The sequence below is a fragment of the Candidatus Pelagibacter sp. RS40 genome (assembly GCF_002101295.1).
GTDB lineage: Bacteria > Pseudomonadota > Alphaproteobacteria > Pelagibacterales > Pelagibacteraceae > Pelagibacter.
Window position 1 is genome coordinate 938861 of record NZ_CP020778.1, and the last position, 24480, is coordinate 963340.

General features: G+C 31.4%; 26 protein-coding genes. 10 read left to right on the forward strand and 16 right to left on the reverse strand.

Annotation, left to right across the window (positions count from 1 at the left end):
- Positions 1-90 precede the first annotated feature (90 nt).
- The 7 genes from B8063_RS04945 to B8063_RS04975 all read left to right on the forward strand — a co-directional run bounded on the left by B8063_RS04945 (position 91) and on the right by B8063_RS04975 (position 5987).
- Complete coding sequence (locus tag B8063_RS04945) at positions 91-705, forward strand: LysE family translocator (protein WP_085070083.1); 615 nt, start codon at positions 91-93, stop codon at positions 703-705.
- A gap of 57 nt (positions 706-762) precedes the next feature.
- Positions 763-1269 (forward strand): pentapeptide repeat-containing protein, encoded by a 507-nt coding sequence (locus B8063_RS04950; RefSeq protein ID WP_085070085.1) that lies wholly within the window; start codon positions 763-765, stop codon positions 1267-1269.
- A gap of 75 nt (positions 1270-1344) precedes the next feature.
- The gene (locus B8063_RS04955; RefSeq protein ID WP_085070087.1) at positions 1345-2112 is read left to right on the forward strand and encodes a pyrroline-5-carboxylate reductase; all 768 of its coding nucleotides are present in this window, start codon (positions 1345-1347) and stop codon (positions 2110-2112) included.
- A gap of 5 nt (positions 2113-2117) precedes the next feature.
- Entirely contained in the window at positions 2118-2903 is a 786-nt protein-coding gene (locus tag B8063_RS04960; RefSeq protein ID WP_085070088.1) for an ABC transporter ATP-binding protein, read from the forward strand.
- Entirely contained in the window at positions 2903-3610 is a 708-nt protein-coding gene (locus B8063_RS04965; RefSeq protein WP_085070089.1) for an ABC transporter ATP-binding protein, read from the forward strand. The genes B8063_RS04960 and B8063_RS04965 overlap by 1 nt, the downstream gene beginning before the upstream one ends.
- A complete protein-coding gene (locus B8063_RS04970; RefSeq protein ID WP_085070893.1) occupies positions 3610-4620 on the forward strand; it encodes a branched-chain amino acid ABC transporter permease in 1011 nt (336 codons plus the stop codon). The genes B8063_RS04965 and B8063_RS04970 overlap by 1 nt, the downstream gene beginning before the upstream one ends.
- 35 nt (positions 4621-4655) lie before the next feature.
- On the forward strand, positions 4656-5987 hold the full coding sequence (locus tag B8063_RS04975; RefSeq protein ID WP_085070895.1) for a branched-chain amino acid ABC transporter permease: 1332 nt from the start codon (positions 4656-4658) through the stop codon (positions 5985-5987).
- 188 nt (positions 5988-6175) lie between these two features.
- Here B8063_RS04975 and B8063_RS04980 read toward each other — a convergent pair whose 3' ends face one another.
- From B8063_RS04980 to B8063_RS05040, 13 genes are all read right to left on the reverse strand, one after another.
- Positions 6176-7357, reverse strand: coding sequence for an ABC transporter substrate-binding protein (locus B8063_RS04980; RefSeq protein ID WP_085070897.1), 1182 nt, complete (start codon positions 7355-7357; stop codon positions 6176-6178).
- A 91-nt stretch (positions 7358-7448) separates the two neighbouring features.
- Entirely contained in the window at positions 7449-8930 is a 1482-nt protein-coding gene (locus B8063_RS04985) for an aldehyde dehydrogenase (RefSeq protein ID WP_085070090.1), read from the reverse strand.
- Entirely contained in the window at positions 8923-9696 is a 774-nt protein-coding gene (locus tag B8063_RS04990; protein WP_085070091.1) for an alpha/beta fold hydrolase, read from the reverse strand. The genes B8063_RS04985 and B8063_RS04990 overlap by 8 nt, the downstream gene beginning before the upstream one ends.
- A gap of 3 nt (positions 9697-9699) precedes the next feature.
- The gene (locus B8063_RS04995) at positions 9700-10284 is read right to left on the reverse strand and encodes an amino acid synthesis family protein (RefSeq protein ID WP_085070092.1); all 585 of its coding nucleotides are present in this window, start codon (positions 10282-10284) and stop codon (positions 9700-9702) included.
- Positions 10284-11981: a thiamine pyrophosphate-binding protein gene (locus B8063_RS05000; protein WP_085070093.1), complete on the reverse strand. Its 1698-nt coding sequence runs from the start codon at positions 11979-11981 to the stop codon at positions 10284-10286. Before B8063_RS05000 ends, B8063_RS04995 begins: the two co-directional genes overlap by 1 nt.
- Positions 11978-13147, reverse strand: a complete 1170-nt coding sequence (locus tag B8063_RS05005; RefSeq protein WP_085070094.1) for an LLM class flavin-dependent oxidoreductase — start codon at positions 13145-13147, stop codon at positions 11978-11980. Before B8063_RS05005 ends, B8063_RS05000 begins: the two co-directional genes overlap by 4 nt.
- A gap of 107 nt (positions 13148-13254) precedes the next feature.
- Positions 13255-14220 (reverse strand): 2OG-Fe(II) oxygenase family protein, encoded by a 966-nt coding sequence (locus B8063_RS05010; protein WP_232311383.1) that lies wholly within the window; start codon positions 14218-14220, stop codon positions 13255-13257.
- On the reverse strand, positions 14220-15170 hold the full coding sequence (locus tag B8063_RS05015) for a DMT family transporter (protein WP_085070096.1): 951 nt from the start codon (positions 15168-15170) through the stop codon (positions 14220-14222). Before B8063_RS05015 ends, B8063_RS05010 begins: the two co-directional genes overlap by 1 nt.
- Positions 15171-15205: 35 nt before the next feature.
- Complete coding sequence (locus tag B8063_RS05020; RefSeq protein ID WP_085070097.1) at positions 15206-16789, reverse strand: choline dehydrogenase; 1584 nt, start codon at positions 16787-16789, stop codon at positions 15206-15208.
- A complete protein-coding gene (locus B8063_RS05025) occupies positions 16786-17322 on the reverse strand; it encodes an HD domain-containing protein (RefSeq protein ID WP_085070098.1) in 537 nt (178 codons plus the stop codon). Before B8063_RS05025 ends, B8063_RS05020 begins: the two co-directional genes overlap by 4 nt.
- 5 nt (positions 17323-17327) lie before the next feature.
- A complete protein-coding gene (locus tag B8063_RS05030; protein ID WP_085070099.1) occupies positions 17328-18155 on the reverse strand; it encodes a TauD/TfdA dioxygenase family protein in 828 nt (275 codons plus the stop codon).
- Between the two features lie 2 nt (positions 18156-18157).
- Positions 18158-18625, reverse strand: coding sequence for a thioesterase family protein (locus tag B8063_RS05035; protein WP_085070100.1), 468 nt, complete (start codon positions 18623-18625; stop codon positions 18158-18160).
- A gap of 1 nt (position 18626) precedes the next feature.
- The gene (locus B8063_RS05040) at positions 18627-19352 is read right to left on the reverse strand and encodes a class II aldolase/adducin family protein (protein ID WP_085070101.1); all 726 of its coding nucleotides are present in this window, start codon (positions 19350-19352) and stop codon (positions 18627-18629) included.
- Positions 19353-19387: 35 nt separating this feature from the next.
- Between B8063_RS05040 and B8063_RS05045 the strand changes: the two genes are divergently transcribed.
- The 3 genes from B8063_RS05045 to B8063_RS05055 are packed head-to-tail and all read left to right on the forward strand — an operon-like array spanning position 19388 to position 21624.
- Positions 19388-20275 (forward strand): 3-keto-5-aminohexanoate cleavage protein, encoded by an 888-nt coding sequence (locus B8063_RS05045; protein ID WP_085070115.1) that lies wholly within the window; start codon positions 19388-19390, stop codon positions 20273-20275.
- Positions 20275-21216 (forward strand): 3-hydroxyacyl-CoA dehydrogenase NAD-binding domain-containing protein, encoded by a 942-nt coding sequence (locus tag B8063_RS05050; protein WP_085070117.1) that lies wholly within the window; start codon positions 20275-20277, stop codon positions 21214-21216. The genes B8063_RS05045 and B8063_RS05050 overlap by 1 nt, the downstream gene beginning before the upstream one ends.
- Positions 21217-21624, forward strand: a complete 408-nt coding sequence (locus B8063_RS05055; protein WP_085070120.1) for a GFA family protein — start codon at positions 21217-21219, stop codon at positions 21622-21624. It abuts the gene before it with no gap.
- On the opposite strand, the gene B8063_RS05060 is transcribed toward B8063_RS05055, so the two are convergent.
- Genes B8063_RS05060 through B8063_RS05070 form a run of 3 tightly spaced genes read right to left on the reverse strand, consistent with a single transcriptional unit; the run spans position 21621 to position 24475 of the window.
- Positions 21621-22403 carry an SDR family oxidoreductase gene (locus tag B8063_RS05060; RefSeq protein ID WP_085070122.1) on the reverse strand — a complete coding sequence of 261 codons (783 nt, stop codon included), beginning with the start codon at positions 22401-22403 and terminating at the stop codon, positions 21621-21623. The two genes, B8063_RS05055 and B8063_RS05060, sit on opposite strands and share 4 nt — an antisense overlap.
- Entirely contained in the window at positions 22404-23624 is a 1221-nt protein-coding gene (locus B8063_RS05065) for a Coenzyme F420 hydrogenase/dehydrogenase, beta subunit C-terminal domain (RefSeq protein ID WP_085070124.1), read from the reverse strand.
- Positions 23624-24475, reverse strand: a complete 852-nt coding sequence (locus B8063_RS05070) for a HalD/BesD family halogenase (RefSeq protein WP_085070127.1) — start codon at positions 24473-24475, stop codon at positions 23624-23626. Before B8063_RS05070 ends, B8063_RS05065 begins: the two co-directional genes overlap by 1 nt.
- Positions 24476-24480: the final 5 nt, after the last annotated feature.

Here is a 24480-nt window from a genome sequence, read left to right on the forward strand (position 1 = left end):
TTTAATGCAAATAAGTTAAGGTGTGATATTATCATTTTAGATAGTCCTATCTAGCCATCTTTAGCTCCCGGTTTTTTAGGACTATCCTTTATGCTCCCCCCAGATTTTTTTCTTTTTCTTCAAATTATTTTTTTTCTATTCATTACTCCTGGTACTCCTCGAGTAGTTATTATTTCATATTCTATTAATTATGGAATGAAAAAATGTATATGGTCAGCGACAGGTGATGTAATAGCTAATTTTGTCCAAGCTACTTTAGTTATATTTGTAATTGGGTCTTTTTTTTTAGATCATCCAAAAGTTTTAAATATTTTTAAGTGGGCAGGTATAATCTATTTACTTTATCTTGCATATGATATTTATAAATCCAGACCAAAAAACATTTCTAAAAGTAATAATATTTCTAAAAGCAACTTTTCCTTTTTAAAAGATGGTTTTTTAGTTGCAGGTACAAGTCCAAAAGCTTGGATGTTTTTTCCATTTATTTTTCCGCAATTTATTGATTTTAATTCTAACTATATTATCCAATTTATAATTTTAATCTCTACGTATATGATTTTAGATTTTTTATCTTTGATTGGGTATGCTTTGCTAGCAAACAAATTAATTATCTGGATTAAAGTAAAACCAAAAGTAATAAACACAATTTCAGCGTGTGTTCTAATTGTTATTGCTGGTTTAATAGCTATAACTCAAAAATATTAGCTAGCTCATCTACGTATTTTTCTGTTATCATTCATATTTATTAACTCACTATTCAATATGAAAAAAATATTTGTTTTAATATTATTTTTTTTGATTTCTACAAATGCAATTGCTGGGTGCGAGGATCCAATTAATGATGGTGTCGATTATACTAATTGTCGATTTTCTGATGGGCAAGATTTACAAGGCAGCTATCTACCGAATTCAAAATTATCTTTTACAAGTTTTATTCAGGTAAACTTTGATAAAAGCATTATGATGAGTTCAAATTTATCTTTTGGAACTTTTCCTGAATCAAGTTTTATTAGGGCAAATTTATATGAGTCTATTTTAGTTGGCGCAAACTTTGAAAAAGCAAATTTTACTGGGGCTAATTTGACTAGAGCAGACTTTATGGGATCAACACTAATTGAAGCAAATTTTCAAAATTCTAATTTGATGGAGGCAAATTTTACATCGTCAAATATCACGAATGCAAATTTTGATGGGGCTAATCTAATAGGAGCCTTATGGACCAATGGAGAAACATGTGGTCCCAATTCTATAGGAGTATGCAACAAATAATTTAGACAATTTAATTACTAAGTTAATTCTTTTTTTATTAATTAATTTAATTTAGTAATAGTAATAATATTTATCATGAAAATTGGATTTATAGGAACAGGCCATATTACAAAATCTGTAATCTATGGAATTTTAGGATCAAAACTTAAAATTAGAAAAATAATTGTATCAAAAAGAAGTAATAAAATTTCATCGAGTTTAAAAAGGAAAAGTAAAAAAATTTTAGTTTTAAACAACAACCAAGATATTATTAATCAGAGCGATTGGATCTTTTTATCAGTCACACCAGAGGTAGGCCATCAAATTTTACCTAAGCTTAAATTTAAAAAAAATCAAACCATAATTAGCTTTATCTCTACAATAAAAATGAAAGATCTTAAAAAATATACAAATATGAAATCTAAAATTTTTAGGGCTATACCACTACCCCCAATTTCAATTAGAAAGGGACCTATACCTTTATATCCACCCAACAAAAGTGTCAAAAATTTCTTTGATCATTTGGGCACCACTGTTGAGATAGAAAATGAGAATTTATCTTTAAATTTTTGGTCTACTTCATCTATGATGGCACCATTTTACGAGTTATTATATACGTTGTCGGTATGGCTTAATCAAAAAGGAATTAGTAAATCAGATGCACAAAAATATATTACTTCTCTTTTTATAGCACTTTCTGAGGATGCAAAAATTAATTCAAAAAATGATTTAAAATTGTTGGTCCAAAATTCACAAACTCCAAAAGGTTTAAATGAACAAGCTGTAAATGAACTTAGAAAATCTGGCTTTTATAAATCTTTAAACAAAACTACAAATAGTATTCTTAAGCGACTTAAGAAATAAATTAAATGTCCGAAAGTATTTTACAGGTAGAAAATCTATCAAAATATTTTGGTGGATTAGCAGCTGTATCTAATTGTTCGCTGAAAATTAAAAAGGGTTCTATAACTGGAATAATTGGTCCAAATGGTTCAGGAAAAACTACCCTTTTTAATTTAATTGCTGGGAATTTAAAATCTTCTAAGGGTAGTGTTATTTTTAATAATGAAAAGATTACCGATTTACCCTCTCATGAACTATTTTCAAAAGGACTTTTAAGAACATTTCAAATAGCACATGAATTCTCAAACTTAAGTGTGCTTGAAAATTTGATGATGGTTCCCCCAAATCAATCTGGTGAAAATCTATTAAATGCACTTCTAAAGCCTAAAAAAGTAAAAGAAGAGGAGGAAGTTAATAGATTAAAAGCATATGAAGTAATTGAATTTTTAAATTTAAAACATTTAGCAAACGAGAGAGCAGGAAATCTATCTGGAGGTCAAAAAAAACTTCTCGAATTAGGCAGAACAATGATGGTTGATGCTAAGTTAGTTTTATTGGATGAAGTTGGAGCGGGAGTAAATAGGTCATTACTTAAAGATTTAGGAACTGCAATTTTAAAACTAAATAAAGAAAAAAATTATACTTTTTGTATGATTGAACACGATATGGATTTTATAAGCAGAATGTGTGATCCAGTTATCGTAATGGCCGAAGGTTCAGTGCTGTTTGAAGGTAAGTCTGAAGAAGTAAAAAAAAATGATAAGGTAATAGAGAGTTATCTTGGAAAATCCACAATTTCAAAAGGAAAATAATGGCTTTTTTTGAGGGAATAAAAATGACAGGTGGCTATGGAGATGGACCAGATATTATTAGCTCATGTAATATAAATGCTAATAGAGGAGAAATAGTAGCCATACTAGGCCCAAACGGGGCAGGAAAATCTACAGCAATGAAAGCTATGTTAGGTCTTCTTACTTTGAAATCAGGAAGTGTTTGTTTAGATGGCGAGGATATTTCAAAAATGTCTCCTCAAGATAGAGTAAAAAAAGGAATTTCTTTTGTACCTCAAACAAAAAATGTTTTTGCAGAGTTAACAGTAAGAGAAAATTTAGAAATCGGAGGCTTCTTAAGAGAAGATGGATTAGAGGAAATGATTAATAATATCTATGAGCTATTTCCAATATTAAAAGAAAAACAATCACAAATTGTTGGTCAATTATCAGGTGGTCAAAGACAACAAGTGGCACTTGGAAGAGCTTTAATGAGCGAACCATCTGTGTTGATGTTAGACGAACCAACGGCTGGTGTATCACCAATAGTAATGGATGAATTATTTGAACATATTATAAAAGTAAAAAAAACTAATGTTGCCATAATTATGGTTGAACAAAATGCAAAACAGGCACTTAATATCTCTGATAGGGGATATGTGCTTGTTACTGGAAAAAATAAATTTGAGGGGTCAGGTGACCAACTACTTAAAGACCCAGAGGTTAGAAGATCTTTCTTAGGTGGATGATGGACTTATTAAACGCTTTAACAGTTTTGATAAATTTCACAGTTATACCGGCCTTGGCTTATGGATCTCAGCTTGCATTAGGTGCAATATTTGTAACATTAATTTATGCAGTTTTAAGGTTTGCTAATTTTGCAACTGGAGACATGATGTCCTTTGGGACCATGTTTGCTGTTTTGTTGACTTATTATTTTCAAACTATTGGAATTAATTTTGGTTTTCTACCAACGGCATTGTTGACAATTCCTTTTGCAATAATTGCGATGGTTATTTATATGCTTTTAATTGATAAATTTGTTTTTAGTTATTATCGAATAAAAAAAAGTCCTCCTGTCCAATTTGCTATGGTTAGTGTTGGGGTTATGTTTGTAACTCAAGCAATTATAAGAATTGTTATAGGACCATCAGACAGAAGATTTATTGACGGAGAAAAATTTATTTTAAAAGCAAACGAATTTAAAGAAATCACAGGATTAAATGAAGGGATAACTTTAAAATCCTCTCAAGCAATTACTGTTATTGTAACTATAATTATAGTTTCAATCATGTTTTGGTTTTTAAATAAGACTAAAACAGGAAAAAGTATGAGAGCTTACTCTGATAATGAAGATTTAGCTTTATTGTCAGGTATAGATCCTAAAAAAGTTGTAATGATAACTTGGATTATTGCTGGAATATTAGCAACAATCGGTGGAGTTTTATATGGTTTGGATAAAAGTTATAGGCCATTTGTTTATTTTAACAATATGCTTCCAATTTTTGCAGCTGCAATTGTTGGAGGTATAGGCAATCCTTTTGGAGCATTCCTTGGAGGATATGTAATTGCATTTGCAGAAATATTTTTAACTTATGCATACAAAAGATTTATTTCATATCTTTTACCAGAGTCTTTAGAACCCAACTCTTTGTTACAGCTACTTTCCACAGATTATAAATTTGCGATTTCATTCTCAATTTTAGTAATTGTATTGTTAGTAAAACCATCAGGAATATTTAAAGGCAAAACCCTATGAGGAATTATTCAAATGTAATTGCAGCCTATTCAATAATGTTAGTTTTAATAATATTGGTAGGAATATTTCAATCTTGGTCGATCGCTCTTACTATAATGAATTATTGTTTAATTTCAGCTGTTATGACTATTGGTGCAAATATACAATGGGGTTATGCGGGTTTAATAAACTTTGGTATCATGGGGTATACCGCACTTGGTGGATTAGCCGTAGTTTTAGTTTCAGTAGATCCAGTTAAAAAAGCATGGCAAGTGGGTGGATTAAACATTCTTGCCTGTATATTGATAATAGTGGCCATGGTGGTAACTGTAAAATACCTTTTAAAACATTTTAAAAAATCAAAAATAAGAAATTATAGTATTACTTCAATTATTATTGGAGGGATACTTCTATTAAATATTACCGCTACTCCTGGCATAGAAGCTATCGAATCGATTGATCCTGCAAAAACAGGTTTTCTGGGTGGACTTGGCATGCCAGTTTTATTCTCATGGTTTGTGGGAGGTTTATTTGCTGCAGGGTTAGCATTTGTGATTGGAAAAATTGCCTTAGGTTTGAGAGCAGATTATCTTGCAATCGCAACACTTTTAATTGCTGAAATCGTAGTCTCAATAATCAAACATGAAGAATGGTTAGCAAGAGGTGTCAAAAATGTAATTGGACTAAAAAGACCTGCGCCATATGAAATTGATTTACAAAAATCTGATTGGTTTATTAATTTAGTCGAAAAATTTCATTCAAAAAAATTAAGCTTAATTAGCTCAGTAACAGAAAAACAGGAAGCTCTTAATCAAATGGTTATAGAAGCTTCCTCTGTTTATGTGAAACTTTGCTTTACTGGTCTATTTTTAACAGTTGTGGTTATTTTATTAATCGTTACTCAAAAGGCTTTATACTCTCCATGGGGCCGTAAGATGAGAGCAATTAGGGACAATGAGGAAGCTGCCAGTGCAATGGGTAAAAATATTGTCAAAGAACATTTACTTATATTTGTTTTAGGATCTGCTGTGGTTGGACTTGCTGGGGCAATGATGGTTACTAATGATGGCTTGTTCACTCCTGGGAGTTATCGCCCAATGAGATATACTTTTGTTATATGGGTTATGGTTATTGTAGGTGGAACTGGAAATAACTTTGGGGCTATACTTGGTGGATTTGTTGTATGGTTTCTTTGGGTCGAGGCGGCTCCTATAGCTTTATTTTTGATCAATTTATTTACTTCTCATATGCCTGAAACTCATGCTTTAAGAGTTCATTTAATTGAGAGTGCTTCATACTTTAGGTTTCTCGTGATTGGAATTGGATTATTGATGATTATGAGATATAGACCTAAAGGTATAATACCAGAAAAAATAATTAAACAATAATGAAATATATTATTACAGGTGCTGCAATAGCTTGGGCTTTGTACATGGCAGATAAGTATTTATTTTTTTAAAATTTTTACAAAAACTGATTTAGATATATAAATTTTTTACATATTAAAAAATTATAAGGAATTAATTTACGAAAAAACCCCAGCGAAGAATTCGCTGGGGTATAAAAATATTAAGTATTATCTTTGTTTTTTTGTTTTAAACTTTCCACCTTTGATTTCTTTTTCTAAGAAAGATCCAAAAGCTTCACCAACATCAGTAAATTCAACGCCAGTTGCTCCCTCGTAATTAACCTTTTTTCCTTTAGCTAATAAATCAAGAGCTTTTTTTAGTTCGCCTGGGTAAATTTTTGTTCCAGGTGCGTTTGCAACATTCATAACGTTTGCTTGAATTGTTCCTCTATCTGCTTTTCCACCTGCTTGCATAGAAAGAGCTATTAATGCTGCTGCATCATATGATTCGCCAGTGTATGGCCCTGACGAGTCAATTCCACCAGCTTTTGCAACTTCAGCAAATTTTCCAGCACCTTTTCCTGTTGATCCAGGTAAAGAGCCAAATGATTTGTTCAAATCTTTTCCAAATCTGTCAGTTAAAGAGTCGCCAATCATTCCATCTGAAAGCACAAATACATCAAATGCACCAGAATCTAATGATCCTTGAATAATCATACCACCAGCTTGATCAAGGTAACCAAGTACTGCTAAAGCATCACCTCCTGCTGCAGCTAGAGTAGCTACTTCTGCACCATAGTCTCCTTTACCTTCTTCATGGGCAGTGACTGCTGTAACATTTATACCGTGTGCTTTCACAGCTGCTACGTATACGTCTGCTAAACCTTTACCATAGTCATTGTTTGTGTGAGTAACAGCAATTGATTTTACTTTTCTGTCTTTAGTAATATCAGCTAAGACTTGACCACCTCTTGCATCAGACGGTGCAGTTCTGAAGAAATAACCATTATCATTCAAATCTGTTAATCCTGGAGAAGTCGCAGATGGCGAAATCATAACAACACCATTTGGTACAGCAACATTAGTTGCAATTGCACCAGTTACACCTGAACAGTCAGCACCCATAATAGCAACAACTCCGCCAGATACTAAGCCTTCAGCTGCTGTAGTAGCTGCCGCTGAATCTACACAGGTAGAATCTGCTCTCTCAATTGAAATTTTTTCTCCACCTAATAATGAACCTGAGTCTGAAGCTTCTTTAAATGCAAGCTCAGCTGAAGCAGCCATTGCTGGAGTAAGAGACTCAATAGGACCTGTAAATCCTAATATTATCCCCATTTTGATATCTGCAAGAACATTTGATGTCATTGTCATGACAAAAATTGTTGCAGTCATAATTAATTTTTTCATTTTTCCTCTAATTGTTAACAATTTATAAAGACTAATTTAAATATTATTCAGTTAATATTTCAATAAGTAATTTTGGCTAATATTTTTGATGTTATCTAATTGAAAATGGATCCAGTGTTGGTTCGTCAGAAGTATAAAACCATGTAGTCTTTACTCGAGTGTAATCTTTAATAGATTCTAGTCCAGCCTCTTTTCCATATCCACTATCCTTTATACCACCAAATGGAGCAGTTGGTGAAATCAGTCTATAAGTATTAACAAAAGTAATTCCAGCTCTAATTGCTTTTGAAACCCTCATGCCTCTTGCAAGGTCGGACGTGTATACACCTGATGATAATCCATACTGGTTATCATTCATTTTTGAAACAACTTCTTCTTCAGTTTTAAATTTCATCACTGATAAAACAGGTCCAAACAATTCATTCTCAGCAACTGGTAAATTATGATTATCACATTCTATAATTGTTGCTGGAAAGTAATAACCTTCATTAGAAAATGAATGTCTTTGTCCACCACATTTTAATCTTCCACCTTGTTCAAGAGTTAGTTTGATATTTTTTTCAATGACCTCTAATTGTTTATAATTACTTATCGGACCCATCTCAGTTTCAGGATCCATTGGAGCTCCAATTTTTATTTTCTTAGCTCTATTTGATAGTTTGTCTAAAAATTCATCATAAATTCCTTCCTGCAAATAAAGCCTAGACCCAGCAATGCAACTCTGTCCACTGGCACCAAAAATTCCAGCGGTAATTCCGTTAATAGCATTTTCTTGATTTGCATCATTAAATACTGCAACAGGACTTTTTCCTCCAAGTTCTAAACTTACTTCAGATAAATTTTCTGCAGAATTTCTAATGATATGACGTGCTGTTTCTGGCCCACCAGTGAATGCAATTTTTTCAACTAGATTATGTGATGTAAGAGCTTTACCACAAGGTTCTCCAAAACCAGAAATAACATTTACAACTCCTTTTGGAATACCAGTTTCTTGAATTAACTTTGCAAATTCAAACATTGTTGCAGGCGCTAACTCAGAGCATTTAATAACAACAGTGTTACCCATTGCTAATGCCGGTGCAAGTTTTGTAGCTGTTAAAAACATTTGCGAGTTCCATGGAACAATTGCAGCAATTACACCGATTGGTATTCTTGTCGTTATTGCTTGAATGTTTGGTTTGTCTATTGGAAGAACGGTTCCTTCAACCTTATCAGCAAGACCTGCATAATAATCATAATATTCAGCTATGTAATTAGCCTGTTTATATGTTTCTCTATAAAGTTTTCCAGTATCAATTGTTTCTATTTTTCCTAAATGTTCAGCATTTTCTCTAAGTTTATCTCCTATCATCCTCAGATATCTTGCTCTTTCTTTTGGTAATAATTTTGGCCACTCACCTTCAAATGCATTTTGTGCAGCTTTGACAGCTCTGTCAACATCGCTTACACTTGCCTCTGGAACTGCAGCCCAAGGTTTATTATTTTCAGGATTAAGTGTTTCAAAAATCTTTTCAGTATCTGAGTTAACCCACTCACCATTTATAAACATTTTATATTTTTTTAATTCAGGCATTTTCTATATGTTTTTTAATTTCTAAATTTACATTATCAGAACATTCAATACTACATAGATGTTTCCCTTTAGGAATTATTTTAAAGTAAGAATTCTCAATTTCTTTACTTAATTCCTCAGACATTTGAGGCGTAGAACCTACATCACCCTCTCCAGTCATTACTAAGGTTTTTACTTTTATTTTTGAAAAATCCTCTTGATCTTTATGATTTACAAAAAGTGAATATACTTTTAAAAAATTATTCATGTTATTGGTGTCCAATAAGCTACTTATTTTATTATATGTATCAGGATTTTTTTTTAAGTAATCATCTGTAAACCATCTATTTAACGCTTGTTTAGATAATTTCTTACTTTTTTTGGCAAGTTCAAATCTATCATTTACTAATTTTTGTTGTTCTGTACTTCTTTTAAATATTGAACAGAGCAATGTTAAAGACTGAAGTCTTTCATTAAATTTGCATGCAAAATTTCTTGCTATTAATGATCCAATTGAAAAACCAATTAAGTGGATTTTTTCAATATTAAGTTCATTAATCAAATTTAACAATTGATCTGAAAAAATATCAAATGAAATTTCATCTTTGTCGAGAGGTGTTTTTCCATGTCCTAGAATATCATATGTTAATACACTATTTTCAAATGCGTTTACTTGAGGTTCCCAAATCGTATTATTCAAGCCTACACCATGGATAAATACCAAAGGAATTCCAGATTTTTGATTTAAGGAGTAAAAAGTATTGTGAGAATCTTTTGCATTGATCATTATTTATTGTTCAATGCCCATTTCTTTCATATCTTGATATCTGTCTCCAGTTCTTGCATGCGCTCTCCCAAATGGAGCACCACCTATTGCAACAACTATCTCATCTTCATTTGGAGCGTCATGAATTGTAAATTCATGTGTTAAATAAAATGGCCTTAATCCAGGATCTGTTTTATGCATCATGGGAATAGAAATCTTTGATCCTGCTGGTCCCCTTGTATTTGTAAAACTTAAATAGGCAGTTCCACCAACTGCATCTCTAAACTTATTTCCAAATCTCAAAGTATGTATAAAAGCAGATGCATGTTCTATTTCTCCATTAAGACCAACTATTGCAGCCTTCCCATATGCTTGAATTTTATCTCCTGAACCTATCTCTTTAATAAGTTCTGGAACTAAAATATCCCCAATCTTTGGTGCCAGTTCTAAAATTTCAGGCTTTATATCTTCAACAAAACCTCTTCCTGCCCAAGGATTTTCAATTACAGCAGCAACTGAAACTAAAAGTACAGGTTCCTTTGCATCCTTTCCACCCTCTATAAATGTTTTATCTACAAACTTCGTAAATTTACGTAATTGTAATTTCATTATTTTGATCTGTGTTTAAAGCTATCTCTCCTAAAACTGTACAGTGCTTTTGGATCTACATCAACATCAATCACTACAGGCTTATTTACTTTAAGCGCACTTTTAACGGCATCATTAATTTCAGACAACTTCCTCACTTTATATCCTTTAGCTCCATAGAGCTCTGCTACTTTGCTAAAGGGTGGACTTGAAATATCAGCGCCTAAATATCTTTTTCCAAAAAAATCTTTTTGATATGCTTTTTCTGCACCCCAACTTTTATTATTCATTACGATTGTTATAGTATTAATTTTATGTTCTACAGCGGTGCTTAATTCAGATATTGTCATACCAAATCCACCATCACCCATTAGACTTACAACAGTTCTTTTAGGTTTTGCAACTTTTACACCTAATCCACATGCATATGAAAATCCAACTAAACCAAAATCTAAAGGAGTAAATAAACTAGGTGGATTGTAATATTCTAAAGCATCTGTCGCTTGCAAACAAAGGGTTCCAGCATCCAAAGTAATTGCTGAGTTTTTGGGTAAAACTTTTCTTAGTTCTTTGAAAAGCCCTGGTGGTTGGATTGGATAGTTTTTAGAAGGTATATTATTACGTTGAAACAAGTACTTTGATCTTTCATTTTTAAACCTTTCTGTCCAAATTTTTACCTCAGATTTAATTTTTTGTTTTTTAAACTCTTTAAGCAATTGATTTGCAGTTGTTGCTGCATCTGCATTTATTCCAATTTTAATTGGAAAATATTTTCCTAACATTTTTTTTTCTAGTTCAACTTGTATAATTTTTGCTTTTTTATTTATGTTCTCGAAAGAATAAAAAGTTGAATTAAAACCAAGTCTTGTTCCAATTGCTAAAATAATATCTGCCTCTTTAGTCAATTTTGTTGCAACAGGATTTCCTCTTGGTCCCATTTGTCCAGCATTTAATTTATGATTAAAAGGAATTGCATCACCATGACCAGCAGCTGTTACAATTGGAACATTCAAATATTCCGCAAGTTCTATGACTGGTTTAAAACCTGAAGTATATTTTATTCCTCCTCCAACAATAATTATTCCTTTAGATGAATTACTTATTAATTTTGCAGCTCTTTTAATTGAATTAGGATTAGATTGAGTATTATTTGTGTTTTTAAACGATTTTATTTTTTCATTTATTTTATAATTATTTTTTTCAGCAAGTAGGTTTCTTGGTAAATTTATACAAACTGGGCCTCTTCTTGGTGACATCGCAACATTAAATCCATCTGATATCGCATTTGGAATATTTTTACTGTTCTTTAATGTAATTGTTTTTTTAGTTACAGGTTCAAACAAAGATTGCTGATCAAGTCCTTGAAATGCATCCTCCATTTTATCTTTTGTTGAATATAGTCCCGCTAAGGATACAACTGGTGAAAAAGCAGCTTTTGCTTGAGCAAGCCCTGTAACTAAATTTGTTGCACCAGGACCATTTTGCCCAGCAATAATTACACCTGGTTGATTAGATGCTCTTGCATACCCATCAGCCATATGGGTTCCTGTTCTTTCATCTCTTACATCAATAAATTTAATTTTTTTATCATGATAAATAGCATCAAACATTTCCATAGTAGCTGATCCAATTAAACCAAATACATGTTTAACTTGCTCTTTTCTTAAGGACTTTATTGCAGCTTGACCACCGGTAAGCTTTCTTGACTTGAGCTTCACGAAACTTTTTTGACTTCAGTGTCTAGATCATCTTTAAAATGTGGCATTACTTTTTCAGTGAATAACTTTATACTTTTCATACAATCTTTATGTTTTACACCTGGAAAATTCGACCAAACTTGCAGATTTTGTAAGTTTAGTTCTGATTTTAATTCATGAATTTTATCAATCACATACTCCGGCGTACCAAAAAGCATATTTCTTTGATGAAGGAATTCATAATTTAATAAATCTAATTTGCCTTTAGTTTTTGGAAGCTCTTCACCTGGATCCATATGATTACCAAGACCTCTCCAATGACAAACCCATTTCATGTAATTAACCATATGTTCTCCTGCCATTTCTTTTGCCTCTTCCATTGTATCAGCAACAAACATGTCTCGAACAAGAGTAACCCCTTCTCCTAAAGGAACATTTTTTTTAGTAACTTCAGATCTTTTATTTTTGTATGCCTCAAATCTTATTTTCAGAGCCTTTACTGTAGGAATCCACATGATTACATTAATATTATTTTCTGCTGCCCACTCAATAGATCTTATTCCATCTACAACTTGATGAATAGGCGGGTGTGGGTTCTGATAAGGCTTTGGTACAACACTTATTTTTTTCATGGTGCTGTCTTCCATATTCATAAATTCCTCACTTGGCGGACTCATATCATGTTGCCATACATAGTTAGGGGATGGATAAGTATAAAATTCTCCATCGTGATTAAAAAATTTTTCGGACCAAGCTTTTTTTAAAATTTCTAGTGTCTCAGCAAACAATCTAAAGTTTTTTGCTTGATCTTTTAAATCAGCCTCTTTATTTAAATTTATAGCTTCTCGCCCATAAACACCTCTGGCCACACCTACTTCCACTCTTCCTTTGGAAAGCTGATCAAGTGTTGCAATATCTTCTGCCAATCTAATTGGGTTATGGAATGTGATTACGTTCGCAGCTTGTCCTATTCTAATATTTTTTGTCCTTGCTGCTGCATCTACTCCTAACATTAAAGGATTAGTGCATGACTCCATTCCCTCATGATTAAAATGATGTTCTGTAAACCATATAGAATTCCACTTATTTTTATCACAATATTCAGTGATCTCTTTAGTTTCATCTAGTAATTGATGATATGGTTTGTGTGTCCAATTGGTTGTGTTACAAAAATAACCAAACTTCATAAAGCCTCCTTTAAAATTTAATTTAAAGACGACCGATCCCACTTTCGTATAGCCTAGAAATAGTTACGACGAGTTATGTATCGCTTTATTTAATAACCTTATTATTACTATCGTTGATATTCAACAAATTTCTTTAAGGATCTATTTAAAAACTTTTCGTAAATTTGACCTTTATTTACAGTTTTTTTGCTCAACAAATATGAAGGATGCATTTTAAAATCAAAAGACGGCTCAAAAAAAAATGGGATAGACATCCTCTTTGATCTATTCCAAAGCACACGATGATTTGTTGCCTTAAATTTTCCTTTGGTTAAGTATTCTAAAGCTCTTCCAGTGTTGACCACAAATGCCTTTTTATTAAATGGTACATCATACCATTTTTTACTCTTTAGGTTTTGAACTTGTAATCCACCTTTTTTATCTTGATAGAGAACAGTGAAAATACCACTATCTACGTGTGTTTCACATCCTAATGCAACACCATCTTGTTTTGAGATCTCAACAGGCTTTTTTTGATTTGGATAATTATTGAACCTTAATGTGCTTAGAGTTTTTAGTCTTGAAAAAGCTTGATTTGAAATTTTGGGATCTTTTTTGTAATAAACTATAATACTCTTAAAAAGTATTTCACTTAAACTAAAAATATTATCAAAGTAATTATTTAATTTTTTAACTGCTTTTGAATTAAAACATTTTTGAAGATTTAAATATTCAATATATTGGTTTTTGATATTATTTGAGTATTTAGAAGAGACGTTTAAATCTCCTAAGTCTAAACCTTCTTTTCCATTAACATCATTGGGAAAATAGCCTCTATAAATATTTTTATTTTGTTTATTCCATTTTTTAGGAGACAATTTTCTTTTGTATTTATCTTTCATATTGAAAAATTTATTTCCAACAGCACAAATGTTTTTGATTTCTTCATTTTTTAAACCATGACCAATTACTTGAAAAAAACCAACTTCTACACATGCTTTTTTAATTGATTGAATAGTTTTTTTTGCTTCCTTTGAAACGAATTTACCATCTATTAAAGAGGATATATTAATTGTAGGGATATAGGATTTCATTATTTATTTGGTGGTGTATCAGTTGCAATCATTTGACCTCTAACTTTCTCTCTGAAGTAAATATAAACACCAGCTCCAATAATTATACATGCTCCAAACAAAGTTCTCGGCACTGGAATAGTTTCAAATAAGATATAGCCAGCTAATACCGCCCAGATTATGTAAGAATATTCAAACAATGATACAACCGAAGGTGATGCAATACTATAAGCAGTAAATACACAAAAAAATGAAATTGATGCAACTGTTCCCATTATTAAAACATAAGGCCAAGCATCGGATGGATTTGTGAACCATTCTCTCACAATAAATTGTAATGTTGGATCAGTGAAGGTATTAAATTTACCATCCCCACTCACAGCAAATATAAATAAACTTGCAAGTAATGCAAAAATATAAAGCCATGTCATTTGTGTGTAAATGCTATCTTTATCGGATGTATATTTGGTTATTGTCATAGATATTGAATAACAGAGCGCACAAGCAACTGGTGCTAATTTAAAAAAATTAAAATCTCCCAATGTTGGATTTAAAACAATTAATACACCAATAAAACCAACAACAATCGCACTCCATCTTCTAATACCGATTTTTTCTTTTAAAAAAAACTTTGCAAACATGGACATAAAAAATGGACAGGAGAAGAATAACGCACTCGTCATAGCAAGTGTCATGAATGTTAAAGAAATATAAAAAAAACTAAATCCAAAGAAAAAACAAACAACTCTTATTAAAGTCAATATAGGATAGTGTGTTTTTAATGAGATTGATTTTTTTGTTATAATAATAAAACATAACAAAAATATTGCTTGGATAAGTGTTCTTCCAAAATAAAGTTCAAATAACGCTATATCCTCAAAAATAAATTTTATTAAACCGTCTTGAATTGAAAAAAATGCCATACCAGTCATTATAAAAAAAATGCCTTTGGTATTTTGGTTTGTATCCATCAGACACCTATATCAAATCGAGAATGATTATAATATTAATTATTAAGAATAGCCTCAGAACCTTTTTCAGCAATCATTAGGGTAGGGGCATTTAAATTAGCGCTTGGTATTTCAGGTATAACTGATGCATCAATTACCCTTAAATTTCCAATTCCATTTACTTTTAAATCTTGATCTACAACCGCCATGTCATCCACTCCCATTTTACAAGTTCCACAAGGGTGATAAGCAGTATCAGCTTTAGATCTTATATATTCATTTAATTCATCATCTGACTGAGCGTTGAAACCTGGTCCAACTTCATCTCCAGCATGTTCTGCAAGAGCTGGTTGAGATAGAATTTTTCTTGCAACATGAATACATTCTCTAGTTTGTTTTAGATCTTCTTCTTCTTTTAAATAATTAAATAAAATTTTAGGGTAATCGTATGGATCTGATGAATTTAGAGTTATCTCACCTCTACTTTTTGGATGATTTGGACTCGCGTGTAATTGATAACCGTGCGAGTCTGGATCTTCTAATCCATGATTTATTACAAAAGATGGAAAGAAATGAAATTGAATGTTAGCAACTTTTCTCTCTGGTGAAGATTTTGCAAAACCACCAGCCTCCAAAAATGATTTTGAACAAGGTCCTGATTTAAACATAAACCATTGTATACCTGCTAAAACTTTAGGTATTAATTTTGTGTATGTATAAAGAGTGTTGGGTGTCTTACATTTTTGTTGAATGTAAGTTTCAAGATGGTCTTGTAAATTTTTTCCAACACCTTTTGAGTTATGTACAACTTCAATTCCATTATCTCTTAAGTGAGCTTCATCACCAATACCTGATAACATTAACAATTGAGGAGAATTTATAGATCCTCCGCTCAATATTACCTCTTTATTTGCATAGATTTTTTGTACTTTATTTTTAATTTTTACTTGAAGGCCGACTGCCTTTTTCCCTTCAAATAATATTTTCTCAACAAATGAATTTTTTAAAATATTTAAATTTTTTCTATTTTTAACAGGATTTAAATAATATTTTGCAACACCAGCTCTTTCGCCTTCGTGCATAGTAGTATCAAACATACCAAATCCTTCTTGCTCTTCACCGTTCATATCTATATTTGTTCTGTGGCCTGCTTCAGCTGCTGCATCAATAAATGCTTTAAATAATGGATTTGAATTTTTAGATAGATTTACTGGAAGAGGACCCAAGGAACCTCTAAATTGATTTTCTCCACCAGACCAAGTCTCTATTTTTTTAAAATAAGGTAGTACTTTATCGTAAGACCAATTACTTAAACCAAAATTTTCCCATCTTGTGTAATCATCTCTATTACCTCTAACAAAAACCATTCCGTTATGTGATGAACATCCACCAATCATCTTTCCCCTTGGACAAAAAACACGTCTATTATTTAAGTATGGCTCAGGTTCTGAATAATACTTCCAATTATATTTTGGATCATGCATTGTATACAATAGCGCCAATGGCATCTTAACTTTCCAAATATCACTAGAACCACCTGCCTCAAAAATTGCAACAGTATTATTTGTATCTTCCGATAATCTGTTTGCAACCACACATCCAGCCGAACCAGCTCCAACTATTAAATAATCGAAATTCATATTATTTTTGAAATTAGCAATTTTTTATAATCATGGATAGTTTTCATTTTGACATATGTTTTTTTTGCAGCCTCATCAAATTTTCTCAGTAAAATTGATGATTTGAAATAAGATTTCCTTTTAAAACTCTCGGTATCTTTATCATTTAATATACCACCTTGAAGTTCTAAGCTTACTTTTGATGCTTTCGATAGTTTTTCAAAATATGTTTTGTTTCTTGCAAGATATCTTTTAGCTAATACATGATATCTAATTGGCTCTACTATTTGTTTTTTAAAGAATTTTTTTAAATATTCATATCCAATTAACTCATGCCCACCGTCTAATTTATTTTTTACAAGTTCATCAGGGCTATCTATTAAAAAATGTCCATAGTCATGCAGCAAACAGGAACATATTAAATCATCATTACATTTAGATTTTTCAGCAAGCATCGCGGATTGGATCATGTGCTCTGACATTGTAAGTTTTTCCCCAATGTATAAAGAATTATTATTAGAAAAATTTGAAATGATTTTTTCGATAATCTGCATCTAGATTATTGAGGATGATCACCCTCAATAGCTATACGATCCATTACTCTTTCAAATCCAAGACCTCTGTTTGGAAAAAAATCGGTTAGACCTTGATGTTGCGTACTTCTATTATCCCAAATTGCAACAGCATTTTCAGTCCATTTAAACCTACATGTAAAATCTAATCTTTCTTGATGGAGGAATAATTCTTTTAAAATTTTATCACTTTCATCTTTATCCATATCAATTATCTGTTTTGTGTACATCGAGTTTACATAAAGTATTTTATTACCTGTTTCTGGGTGAACTCTAACTATCGGATGGATATTTGAATATTCATCTAAATTTCCATTACCTTCCATCTCTTTATATTTTTTTACAAACGCCTCTGCACCAAGAGAACTATGAACAGCTTTTTTACCTTTGATTTTTTCTTTCATCTCATCTGATAAAGTGTCATAAGCAGTTTCCATATTTGAAAACATGGTATCCCCTCCAACTGGTGGAATTTTTACTGATTTTAAAATAATAACTTTTGTAGGCTTTGGATTATAACTTACATCGGTATGCCACGTTTCTCCCCACTGATGTTTTTCTTCAGGTGCCTTTTTAATTCTTACTATTTCTGGAAAATTTTCTAAACCTTTTACATAAGCATGCGTTTCAAGAGGACCAAATTTTTTTGCAAGTAAAACTTGTTGTTCAGAGGTTAAAGGTTGATCTCTAAAAAATATTACTTTATGCTCTAATAATAATTCATTAATTTTATTAAAGTTTTCATCTGAACTATCTGTTAAATCTATCCCAGAAACTTCTGCACCTAATGCGCCTGATAATAATTTTACTTCCATATCTATTTTTTCAGTTTACCAGATAATACTAAATTTTCTGAATTAAATTTTTCCTTATTTTCATTAATAAATTTATCCATGATATCTAATTTTTCTTGCTCAAATTCTGTAACTTTTCTTTTTTCAAGGTCTATATAAAGTGACATAGACTCTAAAGTAGCGGCTAATTTTTTGGTCTCTTTTTCATACATTTCATATCTAACAACTAGTCTTTTCTTGTCATGATCGAAGAAATTACAATAAACGTCAACCTCCTCATTTTCTTTTACCTCGTTATTGTATGTAATTCTCGACTCAACGACCATTGTACTTCTATTATTTGCCTTTGCATCAATTGCTCCCATTTTAAATTTATTAAGCATACCCTCTGATGCTTCATCAAATATCAATACATAATAGGCAACATTCATATGGCCATTGTAATCAATCCAATCTTTAATAATTTTTTGGCTTTTAAGAAATATACTCATATTAATTTACATATTCAGGTTCTTCTTTATCTAAGATTAGTCTAATTTGCGATAAGAATTGTTTTGCCGTATCAACAGGATAATTTGCAGCTTCCTCACAAGTTTTTTCTGCAACCTCATGACTGACAATATTTAAATTTTTGTTTGTTGATAGAGCTGTAATGTAAGTTTCTGCAGCTTTTTCAAAATAGTACAAAGAATTAAAACCTTCAGCAACTGTCTCTCCAGTTGTTATGATACCATGATTTGCTAAAATCATATGCTGTTTATTTCCAAGAGCACTTGCCATTTTGATAGACTCTTCCTCAAATCCCAACCCTCCAAAATCATCATAAACAGCAACTCTATTATAAAAAAACATAGTATTTTGATCTATTGGTTTAAGCGTTGGATCTTTTAATGTCGAAAGAACAGTTGCATATTTTGAGTGAAGATGAAAAATGCATTTAGCATGTGGAGCTTTTTCATGAATAGTTCCATGTATATTTAATGCTGTTGAATCTACTACTTCAGGTTTATTTCTAAGTTCTTCAATATTTTCTTTTGTTATTAAAATTAAATCACTAGCTTTAATTTGACTGAAATGAATACCAGCTTTATTTACGTAGAAATCTGTGGATCCAGGAACACAAGCACTAAAGTGATTTGCAACCGCTTCATGCATATTTAGTCTTGCTGTCCACCTAAATGTTGCAGCTAAATCTTTTTGTAACTCAGTTATTTCCATTTTTGCTTTTTTAAACTATAAGTGAATTATAAATTATGAACAATAAAGTTTTTGTATCCTGTGCTGTGACTGGTTCTGGTGATACAGCTAGCAAACATCCAGATTTGCCTAAAACTCCAGAACAAATTGCAAAATCAGCAATTGAAGCTGCAAAAGCTGGAGCTGCAATAGCACATATTCATGTAAGGGAAGAGGACGGTACCCCAAGTCGAAGATTAGAATTATATAAAGAGGTTGTTGATAGAATTAGATCAAGTGAAACAGATGTCATTTTAAATTTAACAACGGGAATGGGTGGTGATTTAGATATTGGACAAGGTGAAAATCCTTTAGACTTTGGACCCATGACAGATATGGCAAACGTTATGGAACGAATTGCAAATGCAGAACAGTTTTTACCAGAAATTTGCACACTTGATGCTGGAACATTAAATTTTGGTGATGGATCTGTAATAACAGTAAACACTCCAAATGATTTAAGAAAAGCTGCGAAAAAATTACAAGAAATAAAAGTAAAACCAGAAATAGAAGCATTTGATTTGGGAAATATGTGGTTTGGATCTCAATTATATAAAGAGGGATTATTAAGTGATCCTCCAATGTTTCAAATGTGTTTAGGAATTCCTTGGGGAGCACCTGCTACACCTTTAGCAATGCAAGCAATGAAAGACACAATGCCTAAAGAGGCAGTTTGGTCTGGTTTTGCAATCTCTAGAAATGAAATGCCTTATGTAGCTCAAACAGTTGTTATGGGCGGAAATCCAAGAGTTGGATTGGAAGATAATTTATATTTATCAAAAGGAAAATTAGCAACAAATGCTCAGTTGGTTGAAAAAGCAGTTCGTATCGTTGAAGATTTAGGCGCTTCAATAATGACACCAGCTGAAACAAGAGAAAAGTTAAAACTTGTTAAACACAAGTAATGCCTTCAATTAAAAAGGTTGCAGTTATAGGAACTGGAGTAATTGGAGCGGGCTGGATCATTAGATGCCTTGCTCATAATAAAATTGTTTATGCATTTGATAAAGATCCAAAACTTAAAAATAGTTTAATTAAAGAAATTAAAAGAACTTGGCCATTTGTTAAAAAACTATTCAAAAAAAATAAACTCAATTTAAAAAATTTTTATTATTTTACTTCCTTAGAGAAAACAATAAAGGATGCTGATTTTATTCAAGAATGTGCAACTGAAAATTATGCCCTTAAAACAAAATTAATGAGTAGAATTGGAAATTATGCAAAAACAAACGCAATTATATCTTCAAGTTCATCCGGGCTTTTGCCTACTAGAATTTATTCAAAATGTAAAAATCCTCAAAGATCACTTATAGGACATCCTTTTAATCCCGTTTATCTTTTGCCTGCAGTTGAAATTGTACCTGGAAAAAAAACAAGTACTAGATATCTCAATCAAGCTAAAAATTTTTATAAATCAATCTCAATGAACCCGATAATGGTAAAAAAAGAATTGCCAGGCTATTTATCTGATAGATTACAGGAAGCTTTGTGGAGAGAAGGACTTCATATAATTAATGAAGGATATGCTACAACTGAAGACCTAGATAGAGCTATTGAAGATGGACCAGGATTAAGATGGTCATTAATGGGTACCTTTTTAACTTTTCACTTAGCAGGAGGAAAGGCTGGCATGAAACATATGCTCGAACAATTTGGTCCAGCTCTTAAACTTCCATGGACTAAACTAAAAGCTCCTAAACTTACTAAAAATTTATCTTCAAGAATAATTAGTGGAACAAAAAATCAATCAAAGGGAAAATCTGTTTCAATGATTTCAAATATTAGAGACGAATATTTAGTTGAACTTCAAATGATGAGAAAAAAATACGAAAAAAAATTAAGATAAATGGAAAAAAAAATGATCGATAAAACTGCTGGATGTTTTTGTGGTGAACACAAATTCAATGTTTTATTAGATGAAAAACCAAGAGTTTTTAATTGTCATTGTATAGACTGTAGAAAAAAAATTGGAGGAATTATCTCAATTATTCAGTTGAGAGAAAATGCTGTTGATATTGATAAAAGTAAACTTGGAACTTATGAACACAGTGGTGGAAGTGGTAATAAAATTAAAAAGTTTTTTTGTAAAAAATGTGCAGCACCTATTTTAACTTACGTATCTAAATGGGATAAATTTTATTTATACGCAGGTATTTTAGACGATGTTAGTATATTAAAGTCTGCATATAATATTTTTTATGAAGATTCACATTTTCCATTTATGGAGATAAGTGAAAGAGAATTAAAAACTTAATCTAGTCTTATTGCGTTTCCGTCTACTGCAATAATTTGACCAGATACCCTTGCAGCATCATCAGACATTAAAAAACTACAAGTTTTTCCGATATCTTCCTCGTAAATCCAACAATTCATGGATGCCATAGAGATGAATTCCTTTTCGATTTTCTTTTTTGAAATTTTTAAAAATTTTGACTTATCTCTTATAACTCTGACCATTCGATCGCCCTTAATTGTTCCAGGGCAGATAGCATTTACCCTTATTTTAAACTTACCAAGCTCCATAGCTAATGTTTTAGTCACACCTACAATAGCCCACTTACTTGCTGCATAAGGTGATCTAAGCGGAAATCCCATAATTCCAGCCCCAGATGATAAATTTATTATAGATCCACCTTTATTTTTCTTAAGCATTGGGATTGAAAGCTTAGTGAAATAAAAATGACTTATCACATTTACTTTTAAAGTTCTTTCCCAATCATTTGATGATAGTTTTTCAATTGTACCTGTAGGTCCAGCAATGCCTACATTATTAATTAAACAATCAATCTTTTTTGTTTTTTTATTTATTTTTAAAAATAAATCTTTTACTTCTTTTTCATTTGAGGCATCACACTCATACACAAAAAGTTTTTTATTATTTTGTTTATGTTTTTTTGCTTTTGATAAATATTTTTTATCAATGTCACAAATAAAAACTATAGCACCTTTTTCTAAGCATACTTTTGCTGTTGCCCAACCTATACCTGAGGCACCTGCTGAAATAATTACTTTTTTATTTTTTAACGATGACATTTAAATTTTTTCAACTCTGCTAGTTATACCTTCTTCCTCTACACTATTAAATTTTTTATCATTATTATCATATATTTCTTTTATTCTTAATCTTTGAGTTTGAGGAGTTGGAAAGTTATTTTTTTTCAATCCAAGATGTCTTGCATAAACAGCTTTTTTTTTATTTAGTTGGTGAGGCTGAAAATCATTAATATCATCAATATTTAAATCATCACCTTTTTCAATATAGCCAGCTTTAATTGCATCATTTAATAAATTTATCCCTTTTTTTGTTCTAGCAATTACAGCATTAAAGCCCTCATCTTCTCCAGCTGGCGATCCACCTGGCCATGTATCAAGAGCTGCTAAATCAGAACATTCTCCTATTGCATCTGGACAGATTTTACATCTAAAATGAACTCTCCAATTGCTTTCATCTCCCCAAAAGGAATTATATTCTTTATCATGCTCTCTACCATCTTTTGTTTTAATATACATAAGTCCAGGATTTCCATATCCTCTATATCTAAATATATCTAATTCCTCTTCTTTAACTTTAAAGCTGTTTATAAAATCTTGAGATTTAGTAAATTCGGTTGATCCACCACACACGAGTGTTAACAAATACAAACATTGTTTATTTACTCTTTCATCTATTTTAGAGAGTTGTCTTATAGCAGAGATATCACATGGCTTTCCAACAAATACAAATTTCTTATTTGTATCTAAAGCTTCATTAAATTTACTTAAAGGTGAAGCAGGCCCATATCTCGATCGACTTTCACAATTTAATAAATCTTTTTTGGTATAACTAAACTTAGGAAGACTTCTCATTGGATTATCAGGATCCCCAGCGGTGTGAAGTACAAAATCAACCTTATTTGTCTCTAATAAATATAAAGATAAACCATTCAATAAACCTCCAGTGGAGCTTTGAAACCGGATATCTTTATCAGTAGACCAAGCATAAAATAAAGAATTGTAATACCCCCAGATTAAATCATGCTTTGAATTATTATTTACTTCTGTTTGTGGCAACCCTTCAACAATAACTCCTGGACATGTTTTTTTTATTTTTTCAAATTCTAAATTAGATAAGGGTTTGATTGTCTTTGGCTCTAGTCTTCCTTTTTCAGACATTGAGATAGAAATTTTATCTGTTCCAACAAGGCTTTGACATATTCCACAGCCAATGCATAAACCATTATTAGTAATATCTGATAGGCTATTTATTTGAGACATTAATCTGCAAGACCATCTGATCTTGCTGTGTTTCTCTCATAATGTATTGGAAGTGCTTTTCCATAAATTGCTTTTGAATGTTCAGGTGTATTTACTCTGTGGGGGTCCAAAACATAAGCAGGAATACACATATATCTCGATGAATTTCCCTCAATTTTGGTCACTCTATGCAATGTAAATCTGCCTTTAAAAATTTGTAAATCACCAGGCTCAAGCTTAAGCTGTTTCACTCTTGTGCGATCTCCATTTAATACTTTTTTAACTTCTTCAAAATTTTCATTTCCAGGTTCTCTTATATTTGGACAGTATTCAAATATGCCACCTTTCTCAGCTTTTTGTATCATTAAACTTAAAGTAAATTCACAACTATCAAAGTGCCAAGGCAAAATACCTTCGGGTTTCATCACATTGTAAGCATGACATGCTAAAGGATCTGCCCATCTATAAATAGGTGAAACGCCTAAACAAGCGGATACAAAATTTAATAATTCTTCGGTTTCATATAAAAATTTCATCTCAGAATTTTCTGAAAAACAGTCAGAGTTTAAATATCCGTTATATCTATTCATAAAAGTTCTTTTTGGATGATCTTTTGGTAAAGACAGATCATCTTTTGCATAAAGATAAGCATTGATACTTTCTTTAGACATATAAACTTCATTTAACTGTTGCTCTAATTCATTATTCATTATTTTTAATGAGTCAGGTAAAATAAAGTCAGGTAGAGTAGAGCAACTATCTTGCTCTAAATCACTTTTACATTTTTCTATAATACTTTTAATTTTTGGAGAATTTAAATCGTGGATAGGGTACTTATTTAAATCAATAATGTCTTTTAAATTTTTAGACATATAAG